Origin of the sequence: Clostridium sp. CCUG 7971, assembly GCF_017590215.1 — a bacterium.
Lineage (GTDB): Bacteria > Bacillota > Clostridia > Peptostreptococcales > Peptostreptococcaceae > Faecalimicrobium.
On record NZ_JAFFPK010000038.1, the window covers coordinates 1 to 23,654 of the forward strand.

The following is a 23,654-nucleotide window of genomic DNA, read 5'->3' on the forward strand; positions in this document are numbered from 1 at the left end:
TTTTTTACACATTTATAGTTATGTTTAAAATTTTTACATAGTTTAAATATTGTCTATATAAGAAAATTTTAAATCGGAATATGATATTAATAAATAAATTACTAAAGCTTCTACAATAACTAAGCTTTAAAGTATAGGGGGATGATTTTATATGTATTATAGTAATGGTAATTATGAAGCATTTGCACGTCCACAAAAGCCTGAAGGAGTAGATAGAAAATCAGCATATTTAGTTGGAGCTGGTTTAGCATCTTTATCTGCAGCATGTTTTTTAGTTCGTGATGGGCAAATGAAAGGTGAACATATTCATATCCTAGAAGAAATGGATATAGCAGGTGGTGCTTGTGATGGAATCAATGATGCTCAAAAGGGATATATTATTCGTGGTGGACGTGAAATGGAAAACCACTTTGAATGTTTATGGGATTTATTTAGATCAATACCTTCAATAGAGACAGAGGGTGTTTCTGTATTAGATGAATATTACTGGTTAAATAAAAAAGATCCAAATTATTCTTTAATGAGAGCTACAGTTAACCGTGGAGAAGACGCTCACACAGATGGTAAGTTTACATTAACAGATAAAGCATCTTTGGAAATAGTAGGATTATTTATGTCAAGAGATGAAGATTTATATGATAAAAAAATTGAAGATGTATTTACAAAAGAATTCTTTGAATCAAACTTTTGGCTATATTGGAGAACTATGTTTGCTTTTGAAGAGTGGCATAGCGCCCTTGAAATGAAGCTTTATATTCAAAGATTTATCCATCATATTGGTGGACTTCCTGATTTTTCAGCTTTAAAATTTACAAAATATAATCAGTATGAATCATTGATTTTACCAATGGTCAAATATCTAGAGTCTAATGGAGTTGACTTTCAGTACAATACAACTGTTACCAATGTGAAATTTGAAATAACAGAAGATAAAAAAGTAGCTAAACAAATTGTTTGTATTAAGGATGGAAAAGAAGAAACTATTGATTTAGTAGAAGATGACTTAGTATTTATTACAAATGGTAGCTGTACAGAAAATTCATCTTTAGGTGATGATAATCATGCACCAGTTTTAAATACTACTGAAGGCGGTTGCTGGAGACTTTGGAGAAATATAGCAGCACAAGATCCTTCTTTTGGGAGACCTGATAAATTCTGTACTAGCATAAATAAAACTAATTGGGAATCTGCTACTGTAACTACTTTAGATAACAGAATTCCTCCATATATAGAAAAAATATGTAAACGTAATCCATTTAGTGGAAAAGTTGTTACAGGAGGAATTATTACAGTTAAAGACTCATCTTGGTTAATGAGTTATACTTTAAATAGACAACCGCATTTTAAAGATCAACCAGATAATCAACTTGTTGTATGGGTTTATGGATTATTTACTGATGTTGATGGAGACTTTATAAAAAAACCAATGAGAGAGTGTACAGGTTATGAAATTACTCAAGAGTGGTTATATCACTTAGGAGTTCCAGTAGATGAAATTCCTGATATGGCAAAAAATTCTGCTCATTGTATTCCTTGTATGATGCCATATATTACTTCATTCTTTATGCCAAGAACATCTGGAGATAGACCAAAAGTTGTACCAGAGAAAAGTGTTAACTTTGCATTTATAGGTCAATTTGCAGATACTGTTCGTGATACTGTATTTACAACAGAGTATTCTGTAAGAACAGCTATGGAGTCTGTATATACATTACTTGATATTGACCGTGGAGTTCCTGAGGTGTTTGGTTCTTGTTATGATATTAGAGTGTTGCTTGATTCAACTTCTAAGATGATGGATGGTAAAAAGCTGACAGATGTTAAACTACCATTGACAACTAAAGTTAAATTAAAATCAGCTATGAAAGAAATTTCAGGAACTATAGTTGAGGAATTATTAGAAAGATACAATTTAATATAACTTTAAATGATAAAGATTTAGCTTATTAAATTAAGTTAAATCTTTTTTTATTTTAAACTATGTTTTAATAAAAATTAATTTTGATAATATACATAGTAAATTTTGGAAAATACTAATGATGTATATTATATATCATTAAAATATTATATAATAATTACAAATTATTTTAGTGTGAATTTATAAGTAATGATATATTTAGCAATTGAAAAGAGCGGGAGAATATTAAATGAAACGAAAAACTAAAAAAGTAGTGTCAAATTTAGTAGTAACAGCAATTATGACAACTGTTGTACCAGTTGGAATATTTGCACAAGAAATAGGTACTAAAAGTGAAGTAAAAAAAGAACAAAAACAAAATGAAATATCAATACAAGAAGATAAATCAATAAATTATACTAAGGAAGATGCATTTTATATAACACCAGAAGGATGTATAGAATCATATAGTTCATACAAAGGTGGCATAGATGTAAAAATACCACCAATTATTCGAGGGATAAAAGTAACTTCAATAGGAGATAGTGCATTTTTATCTGATAATATAAGAAGCGTAGAAATACCAGAGAGTGTAACAAGTATAGGTAATTATGCATTTGAAGGTAATCAATTAACAAATATAAAAATTCCAAATAGTGTGATAAATATAGGGAATAGAGCATTTCGTGATAATAAATTAATACATGTGGAAATTTCAAATAGCGCAACAAGTATAGGAGATATAGCATTTGAAGGTAATAAATTAACGAATGTGGAAATACCAGAGAGTGTAACAAGTATAGGAAATAGTGCATTTGAAGGTAATAAATTAACAACTGTAGAAATACCAGATAGTGTAACAAGCATAGGAACTTATGCGTTTGCTTCTAATGAATTAACAAATTTAAAGATATCAAACAGTATAACAAGTATAGAAGATAGTGCATTTAGAGGTAATAAATTAACAAATGTAGAAATTCCAGATAGCGTAACAAGTATAGGAGATAGTGCATTTAGTGAGAATCAATTAATAAGCGTAAAAATCCCCGATAGCATAACTAATATAGGAAATTTTGCATTTGCAAATAATCAATTAACAAATGTAAAGATACCAAGTGGTATGATAGGAGAAGGTGCATTTTACAATAACCAATTAATAAATGTGGAAATTTTAAATAAGGTAACAAGTATAGGAAGCGTTTCATTTAAATTTAATCAATTAATAGATGCAGAGATACCAAATAGTGTAACAAACATAGCAGATGATGCATTTACAGATCAATATCTAAATCTTTATTTAAAATATAAAAAAATAGTAATGGAAATTATATATTAGATTTAAAACAGATTTCAAATATAGATAAGATAACTGGTGTTGAATATGGCTTTAAACCAGTTGATTATAATCCTAAAACAGGTATAGTAACATTAGATTATATAATAGGGCCAGACTATAAATTAAATCATTATATTGAAGTTGGAAATGATAAAGTTAAATCTAATATGAAGGTATTATATGGATTAAGAGAATATAAATCTGAAGTTAAGGAACTAGTAGGTGATAATAGATTTGATACCGCAGTTAAAGTTAGTCAAATTGGTTGGAATTCTAGTGAAAATGCAGTTTTAGTTAATGCTAGTTCATTAGCTGATGCTTTATCAGTAACACCATTTGCATCACAAGAAAATGCTCCGGTATTACTAAGTGATGTTAATAGCTTAAATCAGACTACTAAAGAGGAACTTAAGAGATTAGGAGTTAAAAAAGTTTATGCAATAGGTGGAACTACTGTTATTAGTGAAAATGTAGTTAATGAATTAAAATCAATGGGAGTAACCGTTGAGAGAATATCTGGCCAAGATAGATATGAAACTTCACTTGCTATTGCAAATAGATTAAAAAATATATCTGAAATTGCAGTAGTAAATGGAGAACAAGGATTTGCAGATGCAGTAAGTATAGCACCAGTATGTGCAAGAGATAATATTGCAATAGTATATACTTCACCTAGAAATGGTCTTAAGACATTTGAAAATTATATAAAGACTAATAATATAACAAAAAGTTATGTTGTAGGAGGAACGACAGTACTACCAGATAAGTTAATAAATGGTCTTAAAAATACTACAAGAATAGCAGGATCAAATAGAAACTTAACTAACTTACATATAATAGAAAAATTTTTCTCAAATACAAATTTTAATAACCAAACAGAATTTAATGATGTATTTGTATCAAAAAATGGATACGAAAAACCAGAGGATTTAATAGATGCATTATCAGTAGGTGTATTAGCGTCAAAACAAAATGCACCAGTAATGTTAGTAAGTCCAAATGGATTAGATAAAAACCAATCAACAACACTTCACAATACATTTGCAAAACGACTAACAAAAGTCGGAGGAAATGGAAATGAGACAGGATTTACACAATTGCAAAAAGAAATAAACAATGTTAAATAGAAAAATATATTATATTGTATAATGTAAAAGGCTTAGCTTATTAAATTAGGTTAAGCCTTTTTATATTACTTAGCAATTTAGGAACAATACAACTTCAATTTAGTTGATATACTTTAATTATCACGTGATAGAAAGGGGAATATAAATTGAATTATAGTAAAGTGATATCACAATGTATTGAATTTATTGAAGATAATATAAAAAGCGATTTGACCCCAGAATTAATAGCCAATGAATGTGGATATTCAACTTTTCACTTTTGTAGAATGTTTAATATTCATCAGGGAATAAGTTTAATGGAATATGTAAAGAAAAGACGGTTATCACTTGCAGTTACAAAGCTATTTGAGGGAGACAGAATAATAGATATAGCTTTGGAGTATGGATTTGATACACATAATGGATTTTCAAAAGCATTTAAAAAAGAGTATGGATTTAGTCCAACACAATATATAAAGCGTATGGAAGGCTATTTTCTCAAAGAATCACTATATAAAATTGGAGGTTATATTATGAATCCTATTATTGTAAAAAAGCCTGCATTTAAAGTAGCAGGATATGGAATAAAGACAAATATTTCTAATGGAAATTATACTAAAGATGTTGCTTCATTTTGGAGTAATTATAATGGAGAAAATTTAGAAAGTAAAATGTATAAACTTTTAGAACCACCAAAGCATGGTGAAGTTGGATTGTGTATACCATCTAACGATGAAAATGGAGATACTATATATCTTCTTGGGCTAATAGTTGATGATTTTGAAGGTGTTACAGATGACATGATGATAGTAAATGTACCTGAAGCGACTTACGCAGTATTTACAACTTTACCAGTAGATACTACAAATGATTTAGAACAAAAGGAGTTTGCTAATACAATAAAGGAAACTTGGAAATATATATTTGAAGAGTGGTTTAAAGATAGCAAATATATATATGATGAAAGTAAAATGGATTTTGAGTTTTATGATGAGAGATGCCACTCAAGAAAAGATACTGTTATGGAGATTTATATTCCAGTATTGGAAAAGGAAACTGATAAATAAAATACTTACCCTTTATTTATTGTAAAGAACTATATAACAAATAAAGGATAAGTATGTATGTAAAAAAGCACTAATCTTGATGAGATGAAGTGCTTTTTTATTGTATATGTTTAAATTTCATTCCCAAAATAATACATTTTAATCCGATTTTTAAATATTTAAATATTTTTATGATATACTAAGTACTTATTTTAAATATAGTAACCAGGTTATCTGAGAAAATGTTAAAAAGAAAGGAAATTAATTATGAAAAAACTTAAATATATAGTACCTATAGCTATAATTTTAGTACTTTTAGGAATTTATTCTCATAATAATAAAAAAAGTAATTTAGATTATACTAAAAGTGCTAAAGAAGTTATGAAAACTTATATAAATGCTATGAACGCAAAAGATATAGATCTTATGAAGAAATGTATATATTCTAACAAAGAATATAATTCTGAATACACAAGTTTTGGAATTCCTTCAAAAGAAAGACTAGATAATATTGAACATATAGAATACATAAGTTCAGAGGAAGTCCCTTTCAGAGAGACTGAAGGTGCTTTTAAAAATGGTAAAATCATAAAATTTAAAGAAGGAAAAAGATTAGATGTTACATATAATGTCAAATATAAAATAGAAAATGAACCAGAAGAATCTGGTAAAAATGATTTTATGTATTCTTTAGTTAAAGACAAAGATGGAAATTACAAAATAATAGAATCAGGTTACTAGTAATAAAAACCCCTTAAGGCCTATTTGTAGACCTTAAGGGGTTTTTCAAATGGTATAATGTAAATAAAAATGTAAGAATTCATTAAGAATTTGAAAAAAATATATTAAAAATTAATTTGTACTATATAAAGTAAGGAGGGAATGAAAATGTGGAAAAAGAAAATCAAAACAAAAAAGATTCAATTTATTTTAATAGCCATTATTTTAATGGTGTCATCATCTATATTTGCAATATCTATAAGCCTTACAAGTACAGTTGAAAAATATACAAATGAATACTACAAAGGAGAAAATATAAAAGATATTGTAGTTCAAACATACAACAAAGATATAATTTCAAAAATAGAAGGTTTTATAAAAGAAAAAGAGCCTAAAGAAAAGGATGTAAGATACTCAAATGCCTTAACAGTAGATAGGCAAATATTTTTAGGAAGTAAAAACCTTGATTTAAGCATGGCAAGTTTGCTAACTTTTGAAAATAAAAAAAATCATCCTTGGGATGTAGTAATAACAGAAGGTGAAAAAAAATCTAAACCAAGTAAGGGAACTGTTTGGGTACCTAATATAATAGCAGATTCTAAGAATCTAAAAGTAGGAGATAAATTAAGAGTAAAAGATGGTGATGAGTATAAGCACTTAACAATATCAGCTCTAGTAAATGAATCTTTAGTTCCAAACTCAATGGTTGGTACTACTAGTTTATATATAAACAAAGAAGACTATAAGACTTTTAGTAATCTTATAAAGTCTGAGTTTATCGGATATAACTCATCAAAAGAAGGTGATGATGCAACTAAAGAATTAAGTACCTATTTAGGAGATTCCTTTGAAGGGCTTATGCTTGATAAATGGATAACTAACTTTGTAGCAAATTCTACAAGTATGATTACAGGTGGAATAGGAATGAGTATAGCATTTCTAATATTTATTGTATCAATAGTAGTAATAAGATTTGTTTTATGGAACAACATTTTAAAGGAGTATAAATCAATAGGAGTATACAAATCTCTAGGGTTTACTTCAAAGCAAATAAGAAGTATATATTTAAAAAGTTATGGAATAGTTGGTGTTGTAGCTATTACCATCGGGAGTTTTCTAAGTATAGGTTTTGTAAATTATATGGTAAAACTATCAGTTAAGTATATTGGTATATATGAAGGCCGTGTAAATAATCTTACATTTATATTATTAACAATAGCTATAATGAGTTTAATATTAATAGTAAATATGAACTTACTGCTTAGAAGAATAAATAAGATAAAACCAGTAGAAGCCTTTAGAGTGGGCGTAGCCTCATCTAAAGCAAAGTTTAAAAAGTCAGTTATCAAAAATGCTTCAGTACCATTTACTATGGCTATAAATGATATTTTCAAATATAAAAAACAAAATATAATTATAGTAATAGTACTTTCTCTTGTAATGTATATATCAGCATTTATAGTTAGTGGAAACTATTCAATGGAAAATGTATCATATAACTCATGGAACGTGTTTGGAACAATACAAGGAGATATGACACTAGATTTTCCAACAGGAGATGATTCTTATAATAAGGCACTAAAAGAATTAAAAAATGATTCGAAAATACTAGGAGTAAGAGAATGCTCATTTGATGTGGGCAAAGTTGTATACTTAGACGTAGATAAATACAATATAAAAAATGCTCAAGTTATTACTACATTAGTAGATAATTATGATAATGATGAAGACTTTAATGTATCAATAAAAGAAGGAAGAAATCCAAAATCGAAAAATGAAATTGCTTTAACCGACCAAATCTTAAAAGATGCTAACTTAGATGTTGGAGATTATATAAATGTAAAAGTATTAGGTGAAGAAAAAACACTATTAATAACAGGTAGCTATACAAGTATGATGTCAAATAACTACTCTACGAGAATGACTTTAGATATAGTGCCTAAGGATATGAGAAATACCCTTGTTAATTTAAATCTTAACGCAACTTTAAAAGATAAAAATGATTATGAAAGTGTTAAAAAGGACTATAAGCAAAAGTACGACGTAGCAAGTATAGATATAGCTCCTAGCTTAGTTATTCAAGCTGCTATGTCAGTTGTTGATACAATTACTCCAGTAACTAAGATTATTTTAGTAGGGATACTAATGTTTAGCATTTTAAATATAGTAAACATTATAATGATGAATAATACTGATAACAGAAGAAATAATGCTATTATGAAATCCTTAGGGTTTTCAAATAAATATATTATAAGTAGAACCCTATATAGAATTTTAATACTTACAGCTATATCATCAATAGTTGGATTTATATTAAATTTAGCTATATCAAAGAGTATATTTAAGTTAGCCATGTCAGGAATAGATGGATTAATGATTCCATATAACCAAGTTTTAATTACAATAATATTTATTGCAGTAATAACTATCTTAACAACAATAATATCAATGATTAGTATAAAAAATATATCCACAATAGAGCTTATGGAAGAATAGGGGGAATAGTTATGGAAAGTATTATAAAAGCAAGAGGACTTTGTAAGTCATTTATTTTAGGTAAAACAGCAAATAATGTGTTGAAAAATATAAATTTAGATATATATGAAGGGGACTTTACTGTAATAATGGGAAGTTCAGGTTCTGGAAAATCAACACTTCTATATTCTATAAGTACTATGGATAATCCAAGTGCAGGTAGTGCCTGGCTTTTAGGAAAGGATATAACCAATTTAAGTGAAAAGGAAGCAACAGTTATTAGAAATAAAGATATATCATTTGTATTTCAGAGTATAAACCTACTTCATGACTTAACTGTAAAAGAAAATATTACTTACACAGGTTTTTTAAATAATAAGGATAAGAAAAGTGTAAATAAAAAAGCAGAAGATTTAATAAATAGATTAGAATTAAAAGATATAGAAAATAAATATCCTTCAGAAATATCAGGAGGACAGCAGCAAAGAGTTGCAATTGCACGATCTTTAATAAATAGTCCAAAGGTAATCTTTGGTGATGAGCCAACAGGAGCACTTAACTCTTCAACTGGTAAAAAGGTATTAGATATTCTTACAGAGTTAAATAATGAAGGTCAATCAATAGTAATGGTAACTCATGATTTAAAGGCAGCAGCAAGAGCAAGTAGATTGATTTATTTAAAAGATGGAAGAATTGACGGAGATTTAGATCTTGGAAAATTCAATGAAAAAAATTTAGAAGGTAGAGAAGAAAAAATATTTGAATTTATAAGAGAAAGAGGTTGGTAATGGTATAATCAAAGTGGGGGTGGAAAAAGTGAGTGATAAAATTTTAGTAATTGAGGATGACATTGATTTAGGAAATTTAATAAAAGATTATTTAGAGATAAATGGATTTGAAGTAGTAATAGCTAATGATGGTCTAAAAGGTGTAGAATTAGCTAATAATCCTATGATAAAACTCATTATTTTAGATATTATGCTCCCACTTTTAGATGGTGTTGAAGTTTGCAAAAGAATTAGAACAATATCGAAAATGCCAATACTTATGCTATCGGCAAAAAGTGGAGAAATGGATAAAATACTAACCTTGGGAGTAGGGGCAGATGACTATATGACAAAGCCCTTTTCTCCTATGGAATTAGTAGCTAGAGTTAAAGCACATATAAGAAGGTATACTTCATTTTCAAGTGATAAGAAGTCGCACATAAAACAATTTGGAGATTTAATGATAGATTCTAAAGGATACAAGGCTATATTAAATGGTAAGGAAGTATCATTTACTTCTAAAGAATTTCAAATATTAGATTTCTTTACATCCAATCCATCTCAAGTGTTTTCAAAGGCTCAGGTGTACGAAAACGTATGGGGATATAGTGAATACATGGATGAAAATACTATAGCTGTATACGTTAAAAGAATAAGAGAAAAACTTGGAAAATACGGAGAAAAATCAATTAAAACAATATGGGGAGTAGGATATAAGTGGGAAATATTAGAGTAAAAGATAACTATCTTGGTAAGAAAATCAGTATACTTACAGGATTAATATGTCTTTTTATTATAGTCTCATTTATATATTCCATTATAATTTTAAAAGATGACGGTAAGGAAGAAGGAAAGACTAATCTATTAAGAGTAGAAACTTCAACTCAAAGAGAAAAGATTAAAGAAATGTATAAAAACAATAACTTTAATATGGAAGAATCTTTTTATGAATATTGTGTTATAAACTTAAGAGGAGAAGTTATTTTCTCTACATTAAAAGATTTTAAAAAAGGAGATAAAGTAAACCTTGAAACTGATATAGGTTATGATAATTCCTTTAGCAAAAGAAATAAAGAGAGCAATTCAGATGAGTTAGTTAGATATAGTACTCCTTTAGTGAATAATAATGATCAAGAAGGAACAATAATCATAGATTTGCCAAAAGTAGTTACAGAAAATGGTGATAAGTATGAGAAATTTATTCCCTTATGGATAATTTTATTTTTAATTGGAATTCTTACCTTTATGATAAATAAATTTGTAAAAGTAGATATAATAAATCCAATAAAAGAGATACATAAAAGTGCAAAAAACATACTTCGTGGCAACTATGATTGCAAGATAAGATATGATTATCATGGAGAAGTAGGAGAGTTTTGCCATGATTTTGAAGCTATGAGAGATGAAATAATAGTATCAAAAGAAAAGGAAGAAAGATTAAAGAGAAGTGAAAAAGAGTTATTAGCATGTATTTCTCATGATTTAAAAACACCTCTTTCTTCAATACTCGGATATGTTGAAGGTATAAGAGATGGTATTGTCCATAATGAAGAAGGTATAAAAAGGTACTCAAATATTATAATTAAAAAGTCAAATGAACTTTCAAAGTTAATAGATGATATACTAGAGCAATCAAAGGCAGAATTAAATGAAATGACAATTGAGAGAAAAGAAATGTATTCTTATGATTATCTAACTGAAACTTTTATGGATTTGTCTATTGATGTGGCAAATAAGAATATGAAACTAAATGTCCTTGGAGATATACCAAACTCTTTAATTTCTATAGATGAGAAGAGGATGAACCAGGTTATAAGTAATATTATTTCAAATTCTATAAAGTATTCAGAATCAGGAAAAATAATAGATGTTTGGTTAGATGATGATATAAATAGTATTACTGTAAATATTAAGGATTATGGTAGTGGAATTAGTATTGGCGATATACCTTTTGTTTTTAATAAATTTTACAGAGGCGAAAAGTATAGAAACACAAATATATCAGGGTCAGGACTCGGTCTTTCTATATCAAAGTATATAGTTGAAAGTCATGGTGGTGTTATTAAGTGCTATTCATCACTTAAAGAAGGAACTACTATTAGTTTTACTATACCTAAAATATAGTTTATTAACTAAGAAATTACATTAATATGTAGTAGTAAATACTAGAAAAATATACTAGCATAAACTAGATAAAAGAGAGGGGAATTATTTTGATAAAGAATGTATACGATGATAATTTATTTTTTCAAGAATACTCTAAAATAAGAGATAATGTAGATAGTTACAATGATCTTATAGAGCAACCAGCTATGAAGAAGCTTTTACCTGACTTAGATGGTAAAAAAGTATTAGACCTAGGTTGTGGTAATGGAAATAATTGTGTAGATTTTATTAGAAGGGGAGCTAAAAAGGTTATCGGAGTAGATAGTTCTCTTAATATGTTAGACGTTGCAATGATAAAAAATAGCCATCCAGATATCCAATATACAAAAATGGATATAAACGAAATCAGTAGTATAAATGAAAAGTTTGATTTAGTATATAGTTCACTAGTTTTTCATTATATAAAAGACTATAAGATTCTTATATCCAATATAAGAAAATTACTTAAACCACAAGGGATATTATTATATTCCCAAGAACATCCTAATACAACTGCACCTAAGAATGGATGTATTTGGACTAAGGATGAAGACGGAAATAAGTTATATTCTCATTTATCTGACTACATGTATAGCGGTAAGCGTGAAGTTAAATGGCTTAGTACAAATGTAGAGAAATACCATAGATCAATATCTGAAATTATAAATATATTAATAGACGAAAAGTTTAGTATAGAAAAAATTATAGAACCCGTTCCAGATGAGTACATATTGAATAAAAGGCCAGATATGATAGATGAATTCCATAGACCTACATCTATTATAATAAAAGCTCAAATAAATATATAATTTCAGCTTTTGCATACTAAAAAGGATGTAGATAAACTTATTTTTACACAAGTCTATCTACATCCTTATTAAATTAAAGTATCTCCAATTAATACAAAATCACTATCATATTTTAAATGCTTATTAGATGTTAAATCACATATATAAGTTTCTATTCTTCCATCTTCAAGGTACTCTTTTTTATATATTACATACTTTGAATCAAATATTCCTGCAATAGATAATCTTTCATCTTCATTTAAGTTATTAATACAAAATACTTTTTCTTGCCTTTCATTTAGAAGTCCAAGTTGTTCTTCGTTTTTATATATATAATACAATTCTTTTGCTTTAAGAATGTCGATTATATTGTTATTAGTACTTATACTTTTAAAATTATTATTTATATCAAATAGTAAAATTTCAGGGGTATTTTTGTTATATAAAATAATGATACTATTTTTATATATTCCTAAAAGTTGAATAGATTCTTTATTACATTGTGACTCTACTAGAACCTTTTTCGAAATTACTTTATTATTTTTTATTTCTTCTATAAATTCAGATAGATTATATAAAGTTACTCTATTAAATAAATTTATATTTTCTATATCACTTTCTATTATTTCTAAAAGCTCATAAGCTTCGAAATTAGACTCATTAACAACTAAAAATATATTACCATTATAATTCATATAATATGGCCTATATATCGAATCAGAAAAATGTTTATTATCTATCCTATATTTATTATTTTCTAATACTAGATAGCTTTCACATGTGTTAGTATCATCATTTTGTAATTTTATAAATATATTGTAATCAATAGAATAGATATCTGCTAGATGATTATTTTCAATTGACTTTTCTTTATATATACAAATAAATTCTTCTTTATGCATTTTATATATAAGCAATTCTTCATCTGATTGTTTACATTTATAAAGAGTATTTGATATTTCATCACAGAAGAAAAATGTTTCTAAGTCTACTGAGTGCAATTTTTCTAATTTATTTGTTTTCACATGATAAGTATATAATATATTTTCGTCATTATCATAATTAATAGCAGAAATATAAAATTTATCCAAACCTTTCATTAGTATTTCTGAATTTATACAATCTTTAATTTTTATGCCTAAAATATTTTTATCCATTTCAATTATCCCCTAAAAGTTATTCATATTTGTTGCAATGTAAAGTTAATTTATTTATTAAGTTCATCATACAAGATTGATGAACTGTAATATCTTCTTATAAATGTATTTATTATATAGTAAATACTATAAAATAAACAACAATAACTTCTGTCATAGTTAGAATACTTTCATAATCTGATAAATTTCCAACGAGAACTACATTATTATAATTGGGGAGAATAAACTTTTCAATAGTTATATACAGTAATTTATATTACACGAATCGTCATAAAGTTACAAAATTGTCTTTAAAACTTATTATATTTACATTAAAATAATTAGATGATAAAATTAATATAAATTTAAATTATATATATATTTAAAATTAAAAAGGAGACAAAAATGAAGAAAGTATTAAAATTCTGCTTAGGCCTAGTTTTAATTTCAGCAATAATAGCTTTAGGAATATTTGCAGCTTGGCTAATTGCATCAGTATTAGTAGTAAAATATTTATTTAAATTAAGGGGTAAGTATGAAAATCCTAAAGATTGCCTAAAAGAAGGTAAAAACATAATAGCCATAGTAGTCGGAGTTATATTATTAATTGTAGTGCCTGTAAGTTTTATCAAAACATCAAAAGAATATGACAAAGAGCAAAAAATAAAACAAGAGCAACAAGCTATATTAGAGCAAGAAAAAAAGATAGAATATGAAATAAAAAAGAAAGAAAAAGAGATAAAAAAAGAAAGATCTAAGGTATTAAATGCTAAAGCTAGAGTTGAAAAAGAAATAAAAAGTGAAAAAGATTATAATAAAGTAATTGTATTAACAGAAAAAGAAATAGAAAAACATAATATAACAGAAGAAGAAATAGAAAAGTTTAATGAAGATGTAAAAAATACAATAATAAATCTTAAAGATGATAAAATAGCAGCTCCATATGAAAAAGCAGCGAGAAAATACGTTTCAGGGAATACAAGCTATGTTTCACCTAAATTAGGAAGTTCTAATTATAGCTTTAATGAAGATAAGTCAGTATGCACTATAACGGGAACATATAGAAGTAAAAATTCATATGGATTGGATGTAAGGGGGCGTTATAGCATTGAATTTGATACATCTTCTGGAGAGATGATTAATGAGTTTATTGGAGATGAAAAAATAACAAATCAAAACATCAATAAGAACAGTAAAAATGTAAATTAGTTATAATAAAATCGATATCTATAAGATAATACATCACCTATTTTGTCTTAAATTTATAAAACATAAATTTTAAAAAATAATTAAAACGTTTTAATTAAAAAGAGTGTCTAATAAATAGAAAACATTCAAAGGAGATGAAATATGAAAAAGACAATAAAATTAATAAGCATAATAGTAATTACACTATTTGCACTAAATGCATGTAACAAAGAAAACCCACAAAGTGCTGTAAATGAATATGTAAACTTAAATAAAGAAGGTAAGTCAACAAGTATAAATGAATATGCCCTAGATTTAATGTACCCTACACATAGACCTGAAGGTGGGGTGTCTAAAGAACTAATAAACACAATAGATAACTTTATAGTAAACATAGATACTGAAATATTATCAGAAGAAATAAATAAAGATAATGCAAAAGTAGAGCTACAAGTAAAAGGAGTAAACTTTGTTAAAGAGGGAATAAAGATAAATAAAGAAAGAGTAGATGCTATTAATAAAAGAACTTATAATCCAACAGAAGATATTACAATTACATTTAAAAAAGCGATAGAAAATGGAGAAATAGAAACTAGAAAAAGAATAATAAACTTAACTAAGGTAGATAAAGGGTGGCAAGTAAATAAAGAAGATATAAACAAAGTAATACTAGGTGTAGATAAAACTATGGAAATGAAATTATATTTATCTGAAGCGTCTCAAGGGGGGGAATTAGAAGCAAAAGAATTATCAATCGAAGATTCATTAAAATATGTGAAAAAAATTCTGGGAGATAATATAGAAGAAGTAAAGAGAGTATACGAAGAAGAAGTAGGTGTTGATGAAGTCACATATAAAGTAGACAAGCACTTGATTAATGTAAGATATATCTACCCATATAAAACTCAAGGAAATGAAACTTTAAATGAATATGATAAAACTAAAACTTATGGTATTTACTTTAGTTTAGAAAAATAAAAATTATACAACATTAAATTATGAAAAAAGAGTGAACTTTTAATTAGAAGTACACTCTTTTTATTAGTTTATATCTTATATTATATAAGAAAGATTATCTATTTTACTTATGTTTAATTTCAATATTCTAAAAAATAATTCAAAGTCATAATATATTTATAGTAATTAATAAAAATTAACCAATAAATAGGCAACCAATATTCAAACTACAATAGAGGTGAGTTAATGAATTCTAAAGATATAATAGAAAAACTATATCAAACTAATAATGCATCTAAAGAGGAATTACTATATCTAATAAATAATATCAATGACAATTCAAAAGAACTACTTATTCAAAAAGCAAATGAAATAAGACAAATACATTTTAAAAATAAAGTTTATATGAGAGGACTTATAGAAATTACAAGTTATTGCAAAAAAGACTGTATGTACTGTGGCCTTAGAAAGAGTAATAAAAACTTAAGTAGATATAGGTTAACTAAAGAAGAAATCCTAGAATGTGCAGAAAAAGGGGACAAACTAGGATACAAAACCTTTGTACTACAAGGAGGAGAGGACTCATATTTTAGTGATGAAAAAATAATAGAAATTGTAAAGGCTATAAAATCTAAATTTCCACAAAATGCAATAACTCTATCTTTAGGAGAAAGAAGCTATGAATCTTACAAAAAAATATTTGATGTCGGAGTAGATAGATACTTACTAAGGCATGAAAGTGCGTCTAAAAAACTATACGAGGAGATACATCTAAAAGAAAATTTTGAGAATAGAAGAAATTGTTTAAGAGATTTAAAAGAAATAGGTTATCAAGTAGGAGCTGGATTTATGGTTGGAATACCTAATCAAAGTAATGAAGATTTAGTTAATGATTTATTATTTGTTAAAGAACTAAATCCAGCTATGTGTGGAATAGGACCGTTTATACCACATAAAGATACTCCATTTAGAAATTACAATCATGGAAGTTTAGAAAAAACCATAATAATGTTAGCAATAGTAAGGCTTTTACTTCCAAAGGTATTGCTACCAGCAACTACAGCTTTATCTAGTATTAATCTAAATGGTAGAGAAATGGGGCTTAAGGCAGGGGGAAATGTCATTATGCCAAATCTATCTCCGATGGAAGTTAGAAAAAAGTACTCACTATATGATAATAAAGCATATATATTAGATGAAGATGCAGAGTATAGAAAAATAATAGAAGATAAAATAAAAAAATCTGGATTTGAATTAGAAGTTAGTAGAGGCGATAATCCAGACTGGGTAAACAATCAACTTTGAGCAATGTATTGGCGAAACATTTTGAGCAATGTATTGGCGAAAAGCTTTTAATTTATAGGGGGTATATTATGTTTATAAGTCATGACTACATATACAACATACTAGAAGAAACTCAAAATCCATCAAATGAAGAAATAAAAGAAGTTTTAGAAAAAGCTAAAAAAAGAATGGGTTTATCTTACAAGGATATAGCAATACTACTTCAAACTGAGGATGAAAAAGATTTAGATGAAATTTATTCTTTAGCAGGAGAAATAAAAAAAGATATTTATGGAAAAAGAATAGTAGTATTTGCTCCTTTATATGTAAGTGATCACTGTGTAAATAATTGTGTCTATTGTGGTTATAAAAGAGATAATAGTTTTAATAGAAGAAGACTTACAATGAAAGAAGTTGAAGAAGAAGTAAGAATACTAGAAAAAATGGGACATAAAAGGTTAGCATTAGAACTCGGAGAAGATCCGGTAAATGCTCCGATTGAATATGTTCTTGAATGTCTAGATACAATTTATAAAACTCAAAATGAAAACGGAGAAATAAGAAGAGTTAATGTAAATATAGCAGCTACTACAGCCCAAAACTATAAATTGTTACAAGAAAAAGGTATAGGTACATATATATTATTTCAAGAAACTTATCACAAACCTACTTATGAAAAAATGCATCCAAAATCATTAAAAGGGGATTATGAATATCATTTAACTGCCTTTGATAGAGCAATGGAGGGTGGTATTGATGATGTTGGAGCAGGTGTTTTATTTGGATTATCTGATCCAAGATTTGAGGTTTTATCACTTATGATGCACAATGTTCATTTAGAGGAAAAATATGGAGTAGGTTTTCATACAATATCAGTTCCAAGACTTCAAGAAGCTAAGGGGGTAACACTAGAAAATTATCCAAATCTGCTAACTGATAAAATGTTTAAAAAAGTTGTAACAATATTAAGACTGGCTCTACCTTTTACAGGTCTTATACTTTCAACTAGAGAAAGTGCTTCTATGAGAAGAGAACTATTAAAATATGGAGTGTCTCAAATAAGTGCAGGCTCATCAACTGGAGTTGGTGGATATAAAGAAAGAGAAGAAGGAAAAGAAAAGCAGCAATTTAAAACTAATGATGAAAGAAGTCCAATAGAAATTTTAAAAGAATTATTAGACGATGGTTATATACCAAGTTACTGTACAGCATGTTATAGAAAAGGAAGAACAGGAGATAGATTTATGAGTCTAGCTAAATCTGGTAATATAAAATACGTTTGTGAGCCAAATGCATTAATGACATTATTAGAATTCACTCTAGACTACGGTGATGAAGAGTTACATGAAAAAGCATTAAATATAATAAATGAAGAAGCTGAAAATATAGAAAGAAAAGACATTAAAAAACTTATAAAAGAAAATATTGAAAAAATGAAAAACGGAGAAAGAGACTTCTATCTATAAAAGGAAATTTAAATTTCCATCATCTAAAACTTAAGCAACGGACGCAGTCGTTTGAGCAACGTGTTGGCGAAGCACTTGAGCGATATGAAGTGTAGCGCCCACGCAGTGGCTTAAGCGAAGCGAATTTTTATAAGGAGGGTACAATGAACTTTACTCCAAATGCAAATAGAAAGCACATAGGAATATATGGAAATACCAACAGTGGAAAATCATCATTGATGAATAAAATACTTAATCAAGATATATCTTTAGTATCAAATATTGAAGGAACAACTACAGATCCAGTACAAAAGGCAATGGAACTCATACCATTTGGTCCAGTACTTTTAATAGATACAGCAGGACTTGAGGATAAAAGTGAACTGGGAGAAATTAGGATAAGAAAGAGCTTTGAATTTTTAAAAAGATTAGATTTTGCCATATATGTAGTTGATGGTGAAAATGTAGATATAGATACTTATAAGATTTGGAAAAAAGAAGCTAATAAATACAATATATCTCACATGGTCGTTATAAATAAATTAGATAAGTTAAGTTATAATGAAATTGAAAATATAAATAAATTATTTAACAGACCACTATTTATATCAGCTAAAGAAGATAGTAATATAAATAAATTAAAAGAAGATTTAATAAAATCTTTAGAAGAAGATGAGAAAGAAAGACCAATACTTGGAGACGTACTACCTTATGGATCAAATGTGGTTTTAGTAGTCCCAATAGATTCAGAAGCACCAAAGGGAAGAATAATACTTCCTCAAGTCCAAGTTATAAGAGACTGTTTAGATAATGGTATAAAAACATATGTAGTAAGAGATACAGAACTTAGTGAGGCAATAAATGAATTAAACAATATTGATTTAGTTATAACTGACTCACAAGCATTTAAAGAAGTAGAAAATATAATACCAAAAGATATGAAATTAACTAGTTTTTCGATATTATTTGCAAGACAAAAAGGAGAGCTTAAAGATTTTTTTAAAGGAACAGAAAAATTAAAAGACTTAAAAGTAGGAGATAAAGTACTAATATGTGAAAGTTGTACTCACAATATATCTCATGAAGATATAGGAAGAGTAAAAATACCTAGAATGTTAAAAAAAATGGTAGGCGGAGATTTAGACATTGAACACAAAGTCGGATATGACTTTAGAGAAGATGTTGAAAAATATGATCTTATAATTCACTGTGGTGCTTGTATGGTAAATAGAAAAAGTATAATAAATAAAATAAATATATGTAGAGAAAAAAATGTTTCCATAACTAACTATGGAATGGTAATAGCTTATTTCACTAATATACTAAATAGGTCAGTTGAAATATTTAAAGATGAAATAAATTAATAACTAGAGTTTTAGTAAGCATCTTATGATAATATAAAAGTATATTAAGTTAGAAAAAAGGCATTATTTAATTAAGTATAATGTCTTTTTTATTTACAAAATATGTAAAAATAATTTTATATGATATTTAAACTTTAAATAAAAAAGCATGGAAATAAAAGGATATATAAAAAATCGCAATAAATTACAGGATTCGACAAAACAAAAATTATATAATAACAAAGCTAGCATAAATAAATTTACATAAGAGGGGAATTAGATAATATGAAATTAAAATTAAAATTAATAATTATGATGATTGGTACAATATTTATGATAACAGGGTGTACAAGTGAAAGCCCAAGTGATGTGGTAGATAACTACTTTAATGAATTAAAAAAAGGTGAAAATGCAAAAGTTAGTGAACAATTTATAAACTCAGTAAACCAAGCTGAAAGTAATGAAGCCGAGGAGTCAAAGGAGATGATTGAAGCATTTAGTATATATATGTCAAAACTAGATGCAAAGGAATTATCTGAGAAAATAGATGGAGATAAGGCAAGTGTAGAGATAGAGCTAAGCGGATTAAGTTTAGGGAAAATAATGCTTGAAGTAATCCAAGGAAGTTTAGAAAATATGTTTAGTGCAGAAGGAAATACTAGTGAAAATATAGGTAAAGCTTTCTTAGATAAAACTAAATTAGCAAAATTAGAAACTAGAACAGGAGTTATAAATCTAGCTAAAACTGACGGCAAATGGAAGATAAATGAAGATCAAGATTTAACAACTTTAATATTTGGTAATATGGAATAATATAAAAATTTATTACTATATAAATAAAAACATTCTAGAGAATAAAAAATCTCTAGGATGTTTTTTATTTGTAAAACTATTTAAATAAAAATAAAGTATAATAAAAGAGAAGTATTAATAAATATGTAAGAAAATATATTATTTATAGTTAGTTAAAAAGATGCAAAATAGCACTATATAATTAACTGGGGGTATAATTATGAAAGAAGAGACTATTGGTATAATAATTCAAAAGTATGACGGCATGATACTTTTTGATTATATAATAGGTAAAATGGGAAAAGAAGATGAAAATATAGATGATACAATAAAAAGGGAAATTAAAGAAAAGTTAAATAGTAGTTTATATAGAAAAATAAAAAAATATGATGAAAAACTAAAATATAAAGATAAAGAAATAGACATGTATTTAGTAGAGATTGTAGGATATGATCCACAAATAGATGAAAAATTTAAATTTGTAGAAAGAAGTAAAATATTAGATGAACTTTATGAATCTAACTACAAAGATTTTCTTAGAAAAAATATAATAAAATATGAAGAATATAATTGTAGTATACGTCTTTTACTTAATGTAGTAATAATTTTATTTATGTCAATTGCTTTAGCTATAGTAAATAAGGTATTAAATTTTGACCTACTTTTGATTGATTTAGCTATAGTAGCATTAACTTTTATAGTATTAAGAAAGTATGTAAATCCTAAATTGATCAAATATTTGATTAAATTTGATATAAATCCTAAAGTTTTAGATTTGATAGTTGCTATAATTATTATTTTATGTATATCTAAATTAATAATATAAAAATATAGTATAATAAAATATAAACGTAAATCAAAAGGAGAAAATAATGAAATATACTCAAGAAGAAATAGATAAAATGCAATTAAAAATAATAGAAATATTAAAAGAAAAGGGCGAGATGAGATTTGGAAAAATTGCAAAGGTGTTAATACATGCAGGTATGGCAGAATCAAGTTTTATAGTACTTACAATACTTCAAAGTGGATGTAAAGACCATAAAGACTTTAAGGGAGAAGATTTATTTACAAGCCCTAAAACAGGAGTATGGAGATTATCAGAAAGTGAGTAAAAGTTATAAACTACCTACTGAACGAAATGTTAGGTGAGGGTAAAAAATAGATGTGAGCTATCTCAAAATAGAGAATAGCTCATTTTTTATTGTTAAAGATTAAAATATTATTTTTAGAAAGTATGTTTTTTAGTATAATATCAATTAGATATATTAGAAAAGATTTTTATAAAATAAGGGGAATGAATATGAATTTAAATTTATTAGGAATAGAAAATGATTTATTAAAAGACCTTAAAGAAATAAAAAAAGTACTTAATGTAAACTTTATTGAAGTGGGGGAAAATGTTCAAATAACAAAATTAGATAATAGTGATGAAAATGTTATACAAATAAGTAAAGGAATCATAAGATACAAAAATAAAAACCATCTATTTAGGGCAATTGGGCTATATATCCAATTAAATAATAAAGAAGAGTTCTTTTTAGAAGAAAAAGCTTACATTAATCATATAGGTCCAATGCTTGATGCATCTAGAAATGCAGTTTATAAAATAGAAAAGATAAAAGAATTAATGGTAAATATGGCTATTTTGGGACTAAACAGAATGATGTTATATACTGAAGATACTTATGAAATAGAAAACTACAAATATTTTGGATACCTAAGGGGAAGATACTCAAAAGAAGAATTAAAAGAAATAGATGACTATGGAGATAAATTAGGTATAGAAGTTATACCATGTATACAAACACTAGCTCATTTAAAGCAAACATTAAAATGGAGCTATGCAAATGAGATTAAAGATACAGAAGATGTTCTCCTAGTAGGAAAAGAGAAAACTTACAATTTTATAGAAGAAATGATAAAAAATATAAGAAAATGTTTCAAAAGTAAAAATATACATATAGGTATGGACGAAGCCTTTGATTTAGGAAGAGGTGAATTTCTTAATCAAAATGGGTATGTTAATCATTATGATATTATGATTGAGCATTTAAATAAAGTATGTGATATATGTAAAGATTATGACTTTGAGCCTATGATATGGGATGATATGTTTTTTAGAACTGGTTCACCAAATGGATTTTATTACAACCAAGATACTGTAATAAGTGAAGAAGTAGCAAATTCTATTCCAAGTGATTTATCTTTAGTGTATTGGGATTATTATCATAAAGACAAAAATATTTATAGGAGATTTTTTGACATAAGAAAAGTATTTAATAATAATCTTATATTTGCAGGAGGCATATGGAAATGGTCAGGTATTACACCGTGCTATGATCAAACATTTAAATCTAGTAATGAAGCTTTATCAGTTTGTAAAGAAAACAATATACAAGAAGTAATAGTAACGGCTTGGGGAGATGATGGAGATGAAACTCCAATAGACACTATAATGCCTGGTCTTATTTTATTTGCTGAACATGCATACCATAAAACAGTAAATACTAAGTGGATAAATGAAAGATGCAAATTTATAACCAATCTAGATTTAGAAGATTTCTTTAGTTTGCAAGAGTTAGATAAAATTGAAATAGGGGATAAAGAAAATTTAAGGTTTGTAAATCCATCTAAATATTTATTATATCAAGATATACTTTTAGGAGCTTTTGATAAGCATATAGAAAATACCGATAAAATAAATAAACATTACGATAAATTAGGGATAAAATATTTAGAAATAGCAAATAAAAGTGAAAAATACTATTATATGTTTAAGATGTATTCTGACTTAGGAAATGTATTAGCTTTAAAATCTGATTTAGGCATTAAAATAAGAAAGGCTTATAAGAGTAATGATTTAGAAAAATTAGATTATATATTTAATAATACACTAGTAAACTTAAAAGAAAGTATAGAAAAACTACAGAATTCTTATAGGCAACAGTGGTATACAGATTGCAAAGGCCAAGGATTTGAAGTCATAGATATAAGACTAGGAGGAGTTAGATCAAGAGTAGATTCTACTATATATAGACTTAAAGGTTATTTAAATAAAGAAATAGATAAAATTGAAGAACTAGAAGAAGAAATATTGTATTTTAATGAAGAATTTGCAAAAGATTCATACCAAATAAATATTAATAGATATAAAGATATAGCAACTCAAAATATAATAAGTTGGTAATTTAATTAAAGTATTTATCAAAAAATAAGGTATATTAAT

At 26.6% G+C, this 23,654-nt stretch carries 20 protein-coding genes; 19 read left to right on the forward strand and 1 reads right to left on the reverse strand.

Annotated features, from left to right (window positions below; translation table 11 throughout):
• Positions 1 to 151 precede the first annotated feature (151 nt).
• From JWF52_RS05285 to JWF52_RS05330, 10 genes are all read left to right on the forward strand, one after another.
• Positions 152 to 1,921: an oleate hydratase gene (locus tag JWF52_RS05285; protein ID WP_208332299.1), complete on the forward strand. Its 1,770-nt coding sequence runs from the start codon at positions 152 to 154 to the stop codon at positions 1,919 to 1,921.
• Positions 1,922 to 2,147: 226 nt separating this feature from the next.
• Complete coding sequence (locus tag JWF52_RS05290) at positions 2,148 to 3,233, forward strand: leucine-rich repeat domain-containing protein (protein ID WP_208332300.1); 1,086 nt, start codon at positions 2,148 to 2,150, stop codon at positions 3,231 to 3,233.
• Positions 3,234 to 3,400: 167 nt separating this feature from the next.
• On the forward strand, positions 3,401 to 4,360 hold the full coding sequence (locus JWF52_RS05295; protein WP_208332301.1) for a cell wall-binding repeat-containing protein: 960 nt from the start codon (positions 3,401 to 3,403) through the stop codon (positions 4,358 to 4,360).
• A 146-nt stretch (positions 4,361 to 4,506) separates the two neighbouring features.
• Positions 4,507 to 5,406 carry an AraC family transcriptional regulator gene (locus tag JWF52_RS05300; RefSeq protein WP_208332302.1) on the forward strand — a complete coding sequence of 300 codons (900 nt, stop codon included), beginning with the start codon at positions 4,507 to 4,509 and terminating at the stop codon, positions 5,404 to 5,406.
• A 246-nt stretch (positions 5,407 to 5,652) separates the two neighbouring features.
• Positions 5,653 to 6,126, forward strand: a complete 474-nt coding sequence (locus JWF52_RS05305) for a DUF4829 domain-containing protein (RefSeq protein WP_208332303.1) — start codon at positions 5,653 to 5,655, stop codon at positions 6,124 to 6,126.
• Positions 6,127 to 6,273: 147 nt separating this feature from the next.
• Complete coding sequence (locus JWF52_RS05310) at positions 6,274 to 8,601, forward strand: ABC transporter permease (RefSeq protein ID WP_208332304.1); 2,328 nt, start codon at positions 6,274 to 6,276, stop codon at positions 8,599 to 8,601.
• Positions 8,602 to 8,612: 11 nt separating this feature from the next.
• Complete coding sequence (locus JWF52_RS05315) at positions 8,613 to 9,368, forward strand: ABC transporter ATP-binding protein (RefSeq protein ID WP_208332305.1); 756 nt, start codon at positions 8,613 to 8,615, stop codon at positions 9,366 to 9,368.
• A gap of 28 nt (positions 9,369 to 9,396) precedes the next feature.
• On the forward strand, positions 9,397 to 10,083 hold the full coding sequence (locus tag JWF52_RS19615; RefSeq protein ID WP_208332306.1) for a response regulator transcription factor: 687 nt from the start codon (positions 9,397 to 9,399) through the stop codon (positions 10,081 to 10,083).
• Positions 10,065 to 11,471, forward strand: a complete 1,407-nt coding sequence (locus JWF52_RS19620; protein WP_208332307.1) for a HAMP domain-containing sensor histidine kinase — start codon at positions 10,065 to 10,067, stop codon at positions 11,469 to 11,471. The genes JWF52_RS19615 and JWF52_RS19620 overlap by 19 nt, the downstream gene beginning before the upstream one ends.
• Before the next feature lie 89 nt (positions 11,472 to 11,560).
• Positions 11,561 to 12,301: a class I SAM-dependent methyltransferase gene (locus JWF52_RS05330; protein WP_208332308.1), complete on the forward strand. Its 741-nt coding sequence runs from the start codon at positions 11,561 to 11,563 to the stop codon at positions 12,299 to 12,301.
• Between the two features lie 68 nt (positions 12,302 to 12,369).
• On the opposite strand, the gene JWF52_RS05335 is transcribed toward JWF52_RS05330, so the two are convergent.
• The gene (locus JWF52_RS05335; protein ID WP_208332309.1) at positions 12,370 to 13,437 is read right to left on the reverse strand and encodes a hypothetical protein; all 1,068 of its coding nucleotides are present in this window, start codon (positions 13,435 to 13,437) and stop codon (positions 12,370 to 12,372) included.
• Positions 13,438 to 13,821: 384 nt separating this feature from the next.
• Between JWF52_RS05335 and JWF52_RS05340 the strand changes: the two genes are divergently transcribed.
• From JWF52_RS05340 to JWF52_RS05380, 9 genes are all read left to right on the forward strand, one after another.
• Positions 13,822 to 14,625 (forward strand): hypothetical protein, encoded by an 804-nt coding sequence (locus JWF52_RS05340; RefSeq protein WP_208332310.1) that lies wholly within the window; start codon positions 13,822 to 13,824, stop codon positions 14,623 to 14,625.
• A 141-nt stretch (positions 14,626 to 14,766) separates the two neighbouring features.
• Positions 14,767 to 15,582, forward strand: coding sequence for a hypothetical protein (locus JWF52_RS05345; RefSeq protein ID WP_208332311.1), 816 nt, complete (start codon positions 14,767 to 14,769; stop codon positions 15,580 to 15,582).
• A 225-nt stretch (positions 15,583 to 15,807) separates the two neighbouring features.
• Positions 15,808 to 16,866 (forward strand): [FeFe] hydrogenase H-cluster radical SAM maturase HydE, encoded by a 1,059-nt coding sequence (hydE, locus tag JWF52_RS05350; RefSeq protein WP_208332312.1) that lies wholly within the window; start codon positions 15,808 to 15,810, stop codon positions 16,864 to 16,866.
• Positions 16,867 to 16,934: 68 nt separating this feature from the next.
• Positions 16,935 to 18,311 carry a [FeFe] hydrogenase H-cluster radical SAM maturase HydG gene (gene hydG / locus JWF52_RS05355; RefSeq protein ID WP_208332313.1) on the forward strand — a complete coding sequence of 459 codons (1,377 nt, stop codon included), beginning with the start codon at positions 16,935 to 16,937 and terminating at the stop codon, positions 18,309 to 18,311.
• Positions 18,312 to 18,454: 143 nt separating this feature from the next.
• Positions 18,455 to 19,654, forward strand: a complete 1,200-nt coding sequence (gene hydF, locus JWF52_RS05360) for a [FeFe] hydrogenase H-cluster maturation GTPase HydF (RefSeq protein WP_208332314.1) — start codon at positions 18,455 to 18,457, stop codon at positions 19,652 to 19,654.
• A 264-nt stretch (positions 19,655 to 19,918) separates the two neighbouring features.
• Entirely contained in the window at positions 19,919 to 20,446 is a 528-nt protein-coding gene (locus JWF52_RS05365; protein WP_208332315.1) for a hypothetical protein, read from the forward strand.
• A 199-nt stretch (positions 20,447 to 20,645) separates the two neighbouring features.
• A complete protein-coding gene (locus JWF52_RS05370; protein WP_208332316.1) occupies positions 20,646 to 21,251 on the forward strand; it encodes a hypothetical protein in 606 nt (201 codons plus the stop codon).
• Positions 21,252 to 21,297: 46 nt separating this feature from the next.
• Entirely contained in the window at positions 21,298 to 21,540 is a 243-nt protein-coding gene (locus tag JWF52_RS05375; protein ID WP_208332317.1) for a hypothetical protein, read from the forward strand.
• A gap of 188 nt (positions 21,541 to 21,728) precedes the next feature.
• On the forward strand, positions 21,729 to 23,615 hold the full coding sequence (locus JWF52_RS05380) for a beta-N-acetylhexosaminidase (protein WP_208332318.1): 1,887 nt from the start codon (positions 21,729 to 21,731) through the stop codon (positions 23,613 to 23,615).
• Positions 23,616 to 23,654 lie beyond the last annotated feature (39 nt).

What these genes read in the sequence shown, in the direction of transcription:
- JWF52_RS05285 (WP_208332299.1), top strand. Translation starts at nt 152, where the DNA reads ATGTATTATAGTAATGGTAATTATGAAGCATTTGCACGTCCACAAAAG.
- JWF52_RS05290 (WP_208332300.1), top strand. Translation starts at nt 2,148, where the DNA reads ATGAAACGAAAAACTAAAAAAGTAGTGTCAAATTTAGTAGTAACAGCA.
- JWF52_RS05295 (WP_208332301.1), top strand. Translation starts at nt 3,401, where the DNA reads ATGAAGGTATTATATGGATTAAGAGAATATAAATCTGAAGTTAAGGAA.
- JWF52_RS05305 (WP_208332303.1), top strand. Translation starts at nt 5,653, where the DNA reads ATGAAAAAACTTAAATATATAGTACCTATAGCTATAATTTTAGTACTT.
- JWF52_RS05310 (WP_208332304.1), top strand. Translation starts at nt 6,274, where the DNA reads ATGTGGAAAAAGAAAATCAAAACAAAAAAGATTCAATTTATTTTAATA.
- JWF52_RS05315 (WP_208332305.1), top strand. Translation starts at nt 8,613, where the DNA reads ATGGAAAGTATTATAAAAGCAAGAGGACTTTGTAAGTCATTTATTTTA.
- JWF52_RS05335 (WP_208332309.1), bottom strand. Translation starts at nt 13,437, where the DNA reads ATGGATAAAAATATTTTAGGCATAAAAATTAAAGATTGTATAAATTCA.
- JWF52_RS05340 (WP_208332310.1), top strand. Translation starts at nt 13,822, where the DNA reads ATGAAGAAAGTATTAAAATTCTGCTTAGGCCTAGTTTTAATTTCAGCA.
- JWF52_RS05345 (WP_208332311.1), top strand. Translation starts at nt 14,767, where the DNA reads ATGAAAAAGACAATAAAATTAATAAGCATAATAGTAATTACACTATTT.
- hydE (WP_208332312.1), top strand. Translation starts at nt 15,808, where the DNA reads ATGAATTCTAAAGATATAATAGAAAAACTATATCAAACTAATAATGCA.
- hydG (WP_208332313.1), top strand. Translation starts at nt 16,935, where the DNA reads ATGTTTATAAGTCATGACTACATATACAACATACTAGAAGAAACTCAA.
- hydF (WP_208332314.1), top strand. Translation starts at nt 18,455, where the DNA reads ATGAACTTTACTCCAAATGCAAATAGAAAGCACATAGGAATATATGGA.
- JWF52_RS05365 (WP_208332315.1), top strand. Translation starts at nt 19,919, where the DNA reads ATGAAATTAAAATTAAAATTAATAATTATGATGATTGGTACAATATTT.
- JWF52_RS05370 (WP_208332316.1), top strand. Translation starts at nt 20,646, where the DNA reads ATGAAAGAAGAGACTATTGGTATAATAATTCAAAAGTATGACGGCATG.
- JWF52_RS05375 (WP_208332317.1), top strand. Translation starts at nt 21,298, where the DNA reads ATGAAATATACTCAAGAAGAAATAGATAAAATGCAATTAAAAATAATA.
- JWF52_RS05380 (WP_208332318.1), top strand. Translation starts at nt 21,729, where the DNA reads ATGAATTTAAATTTATTAGGAATAGAAAATGATTTATTAAAAGACCTT.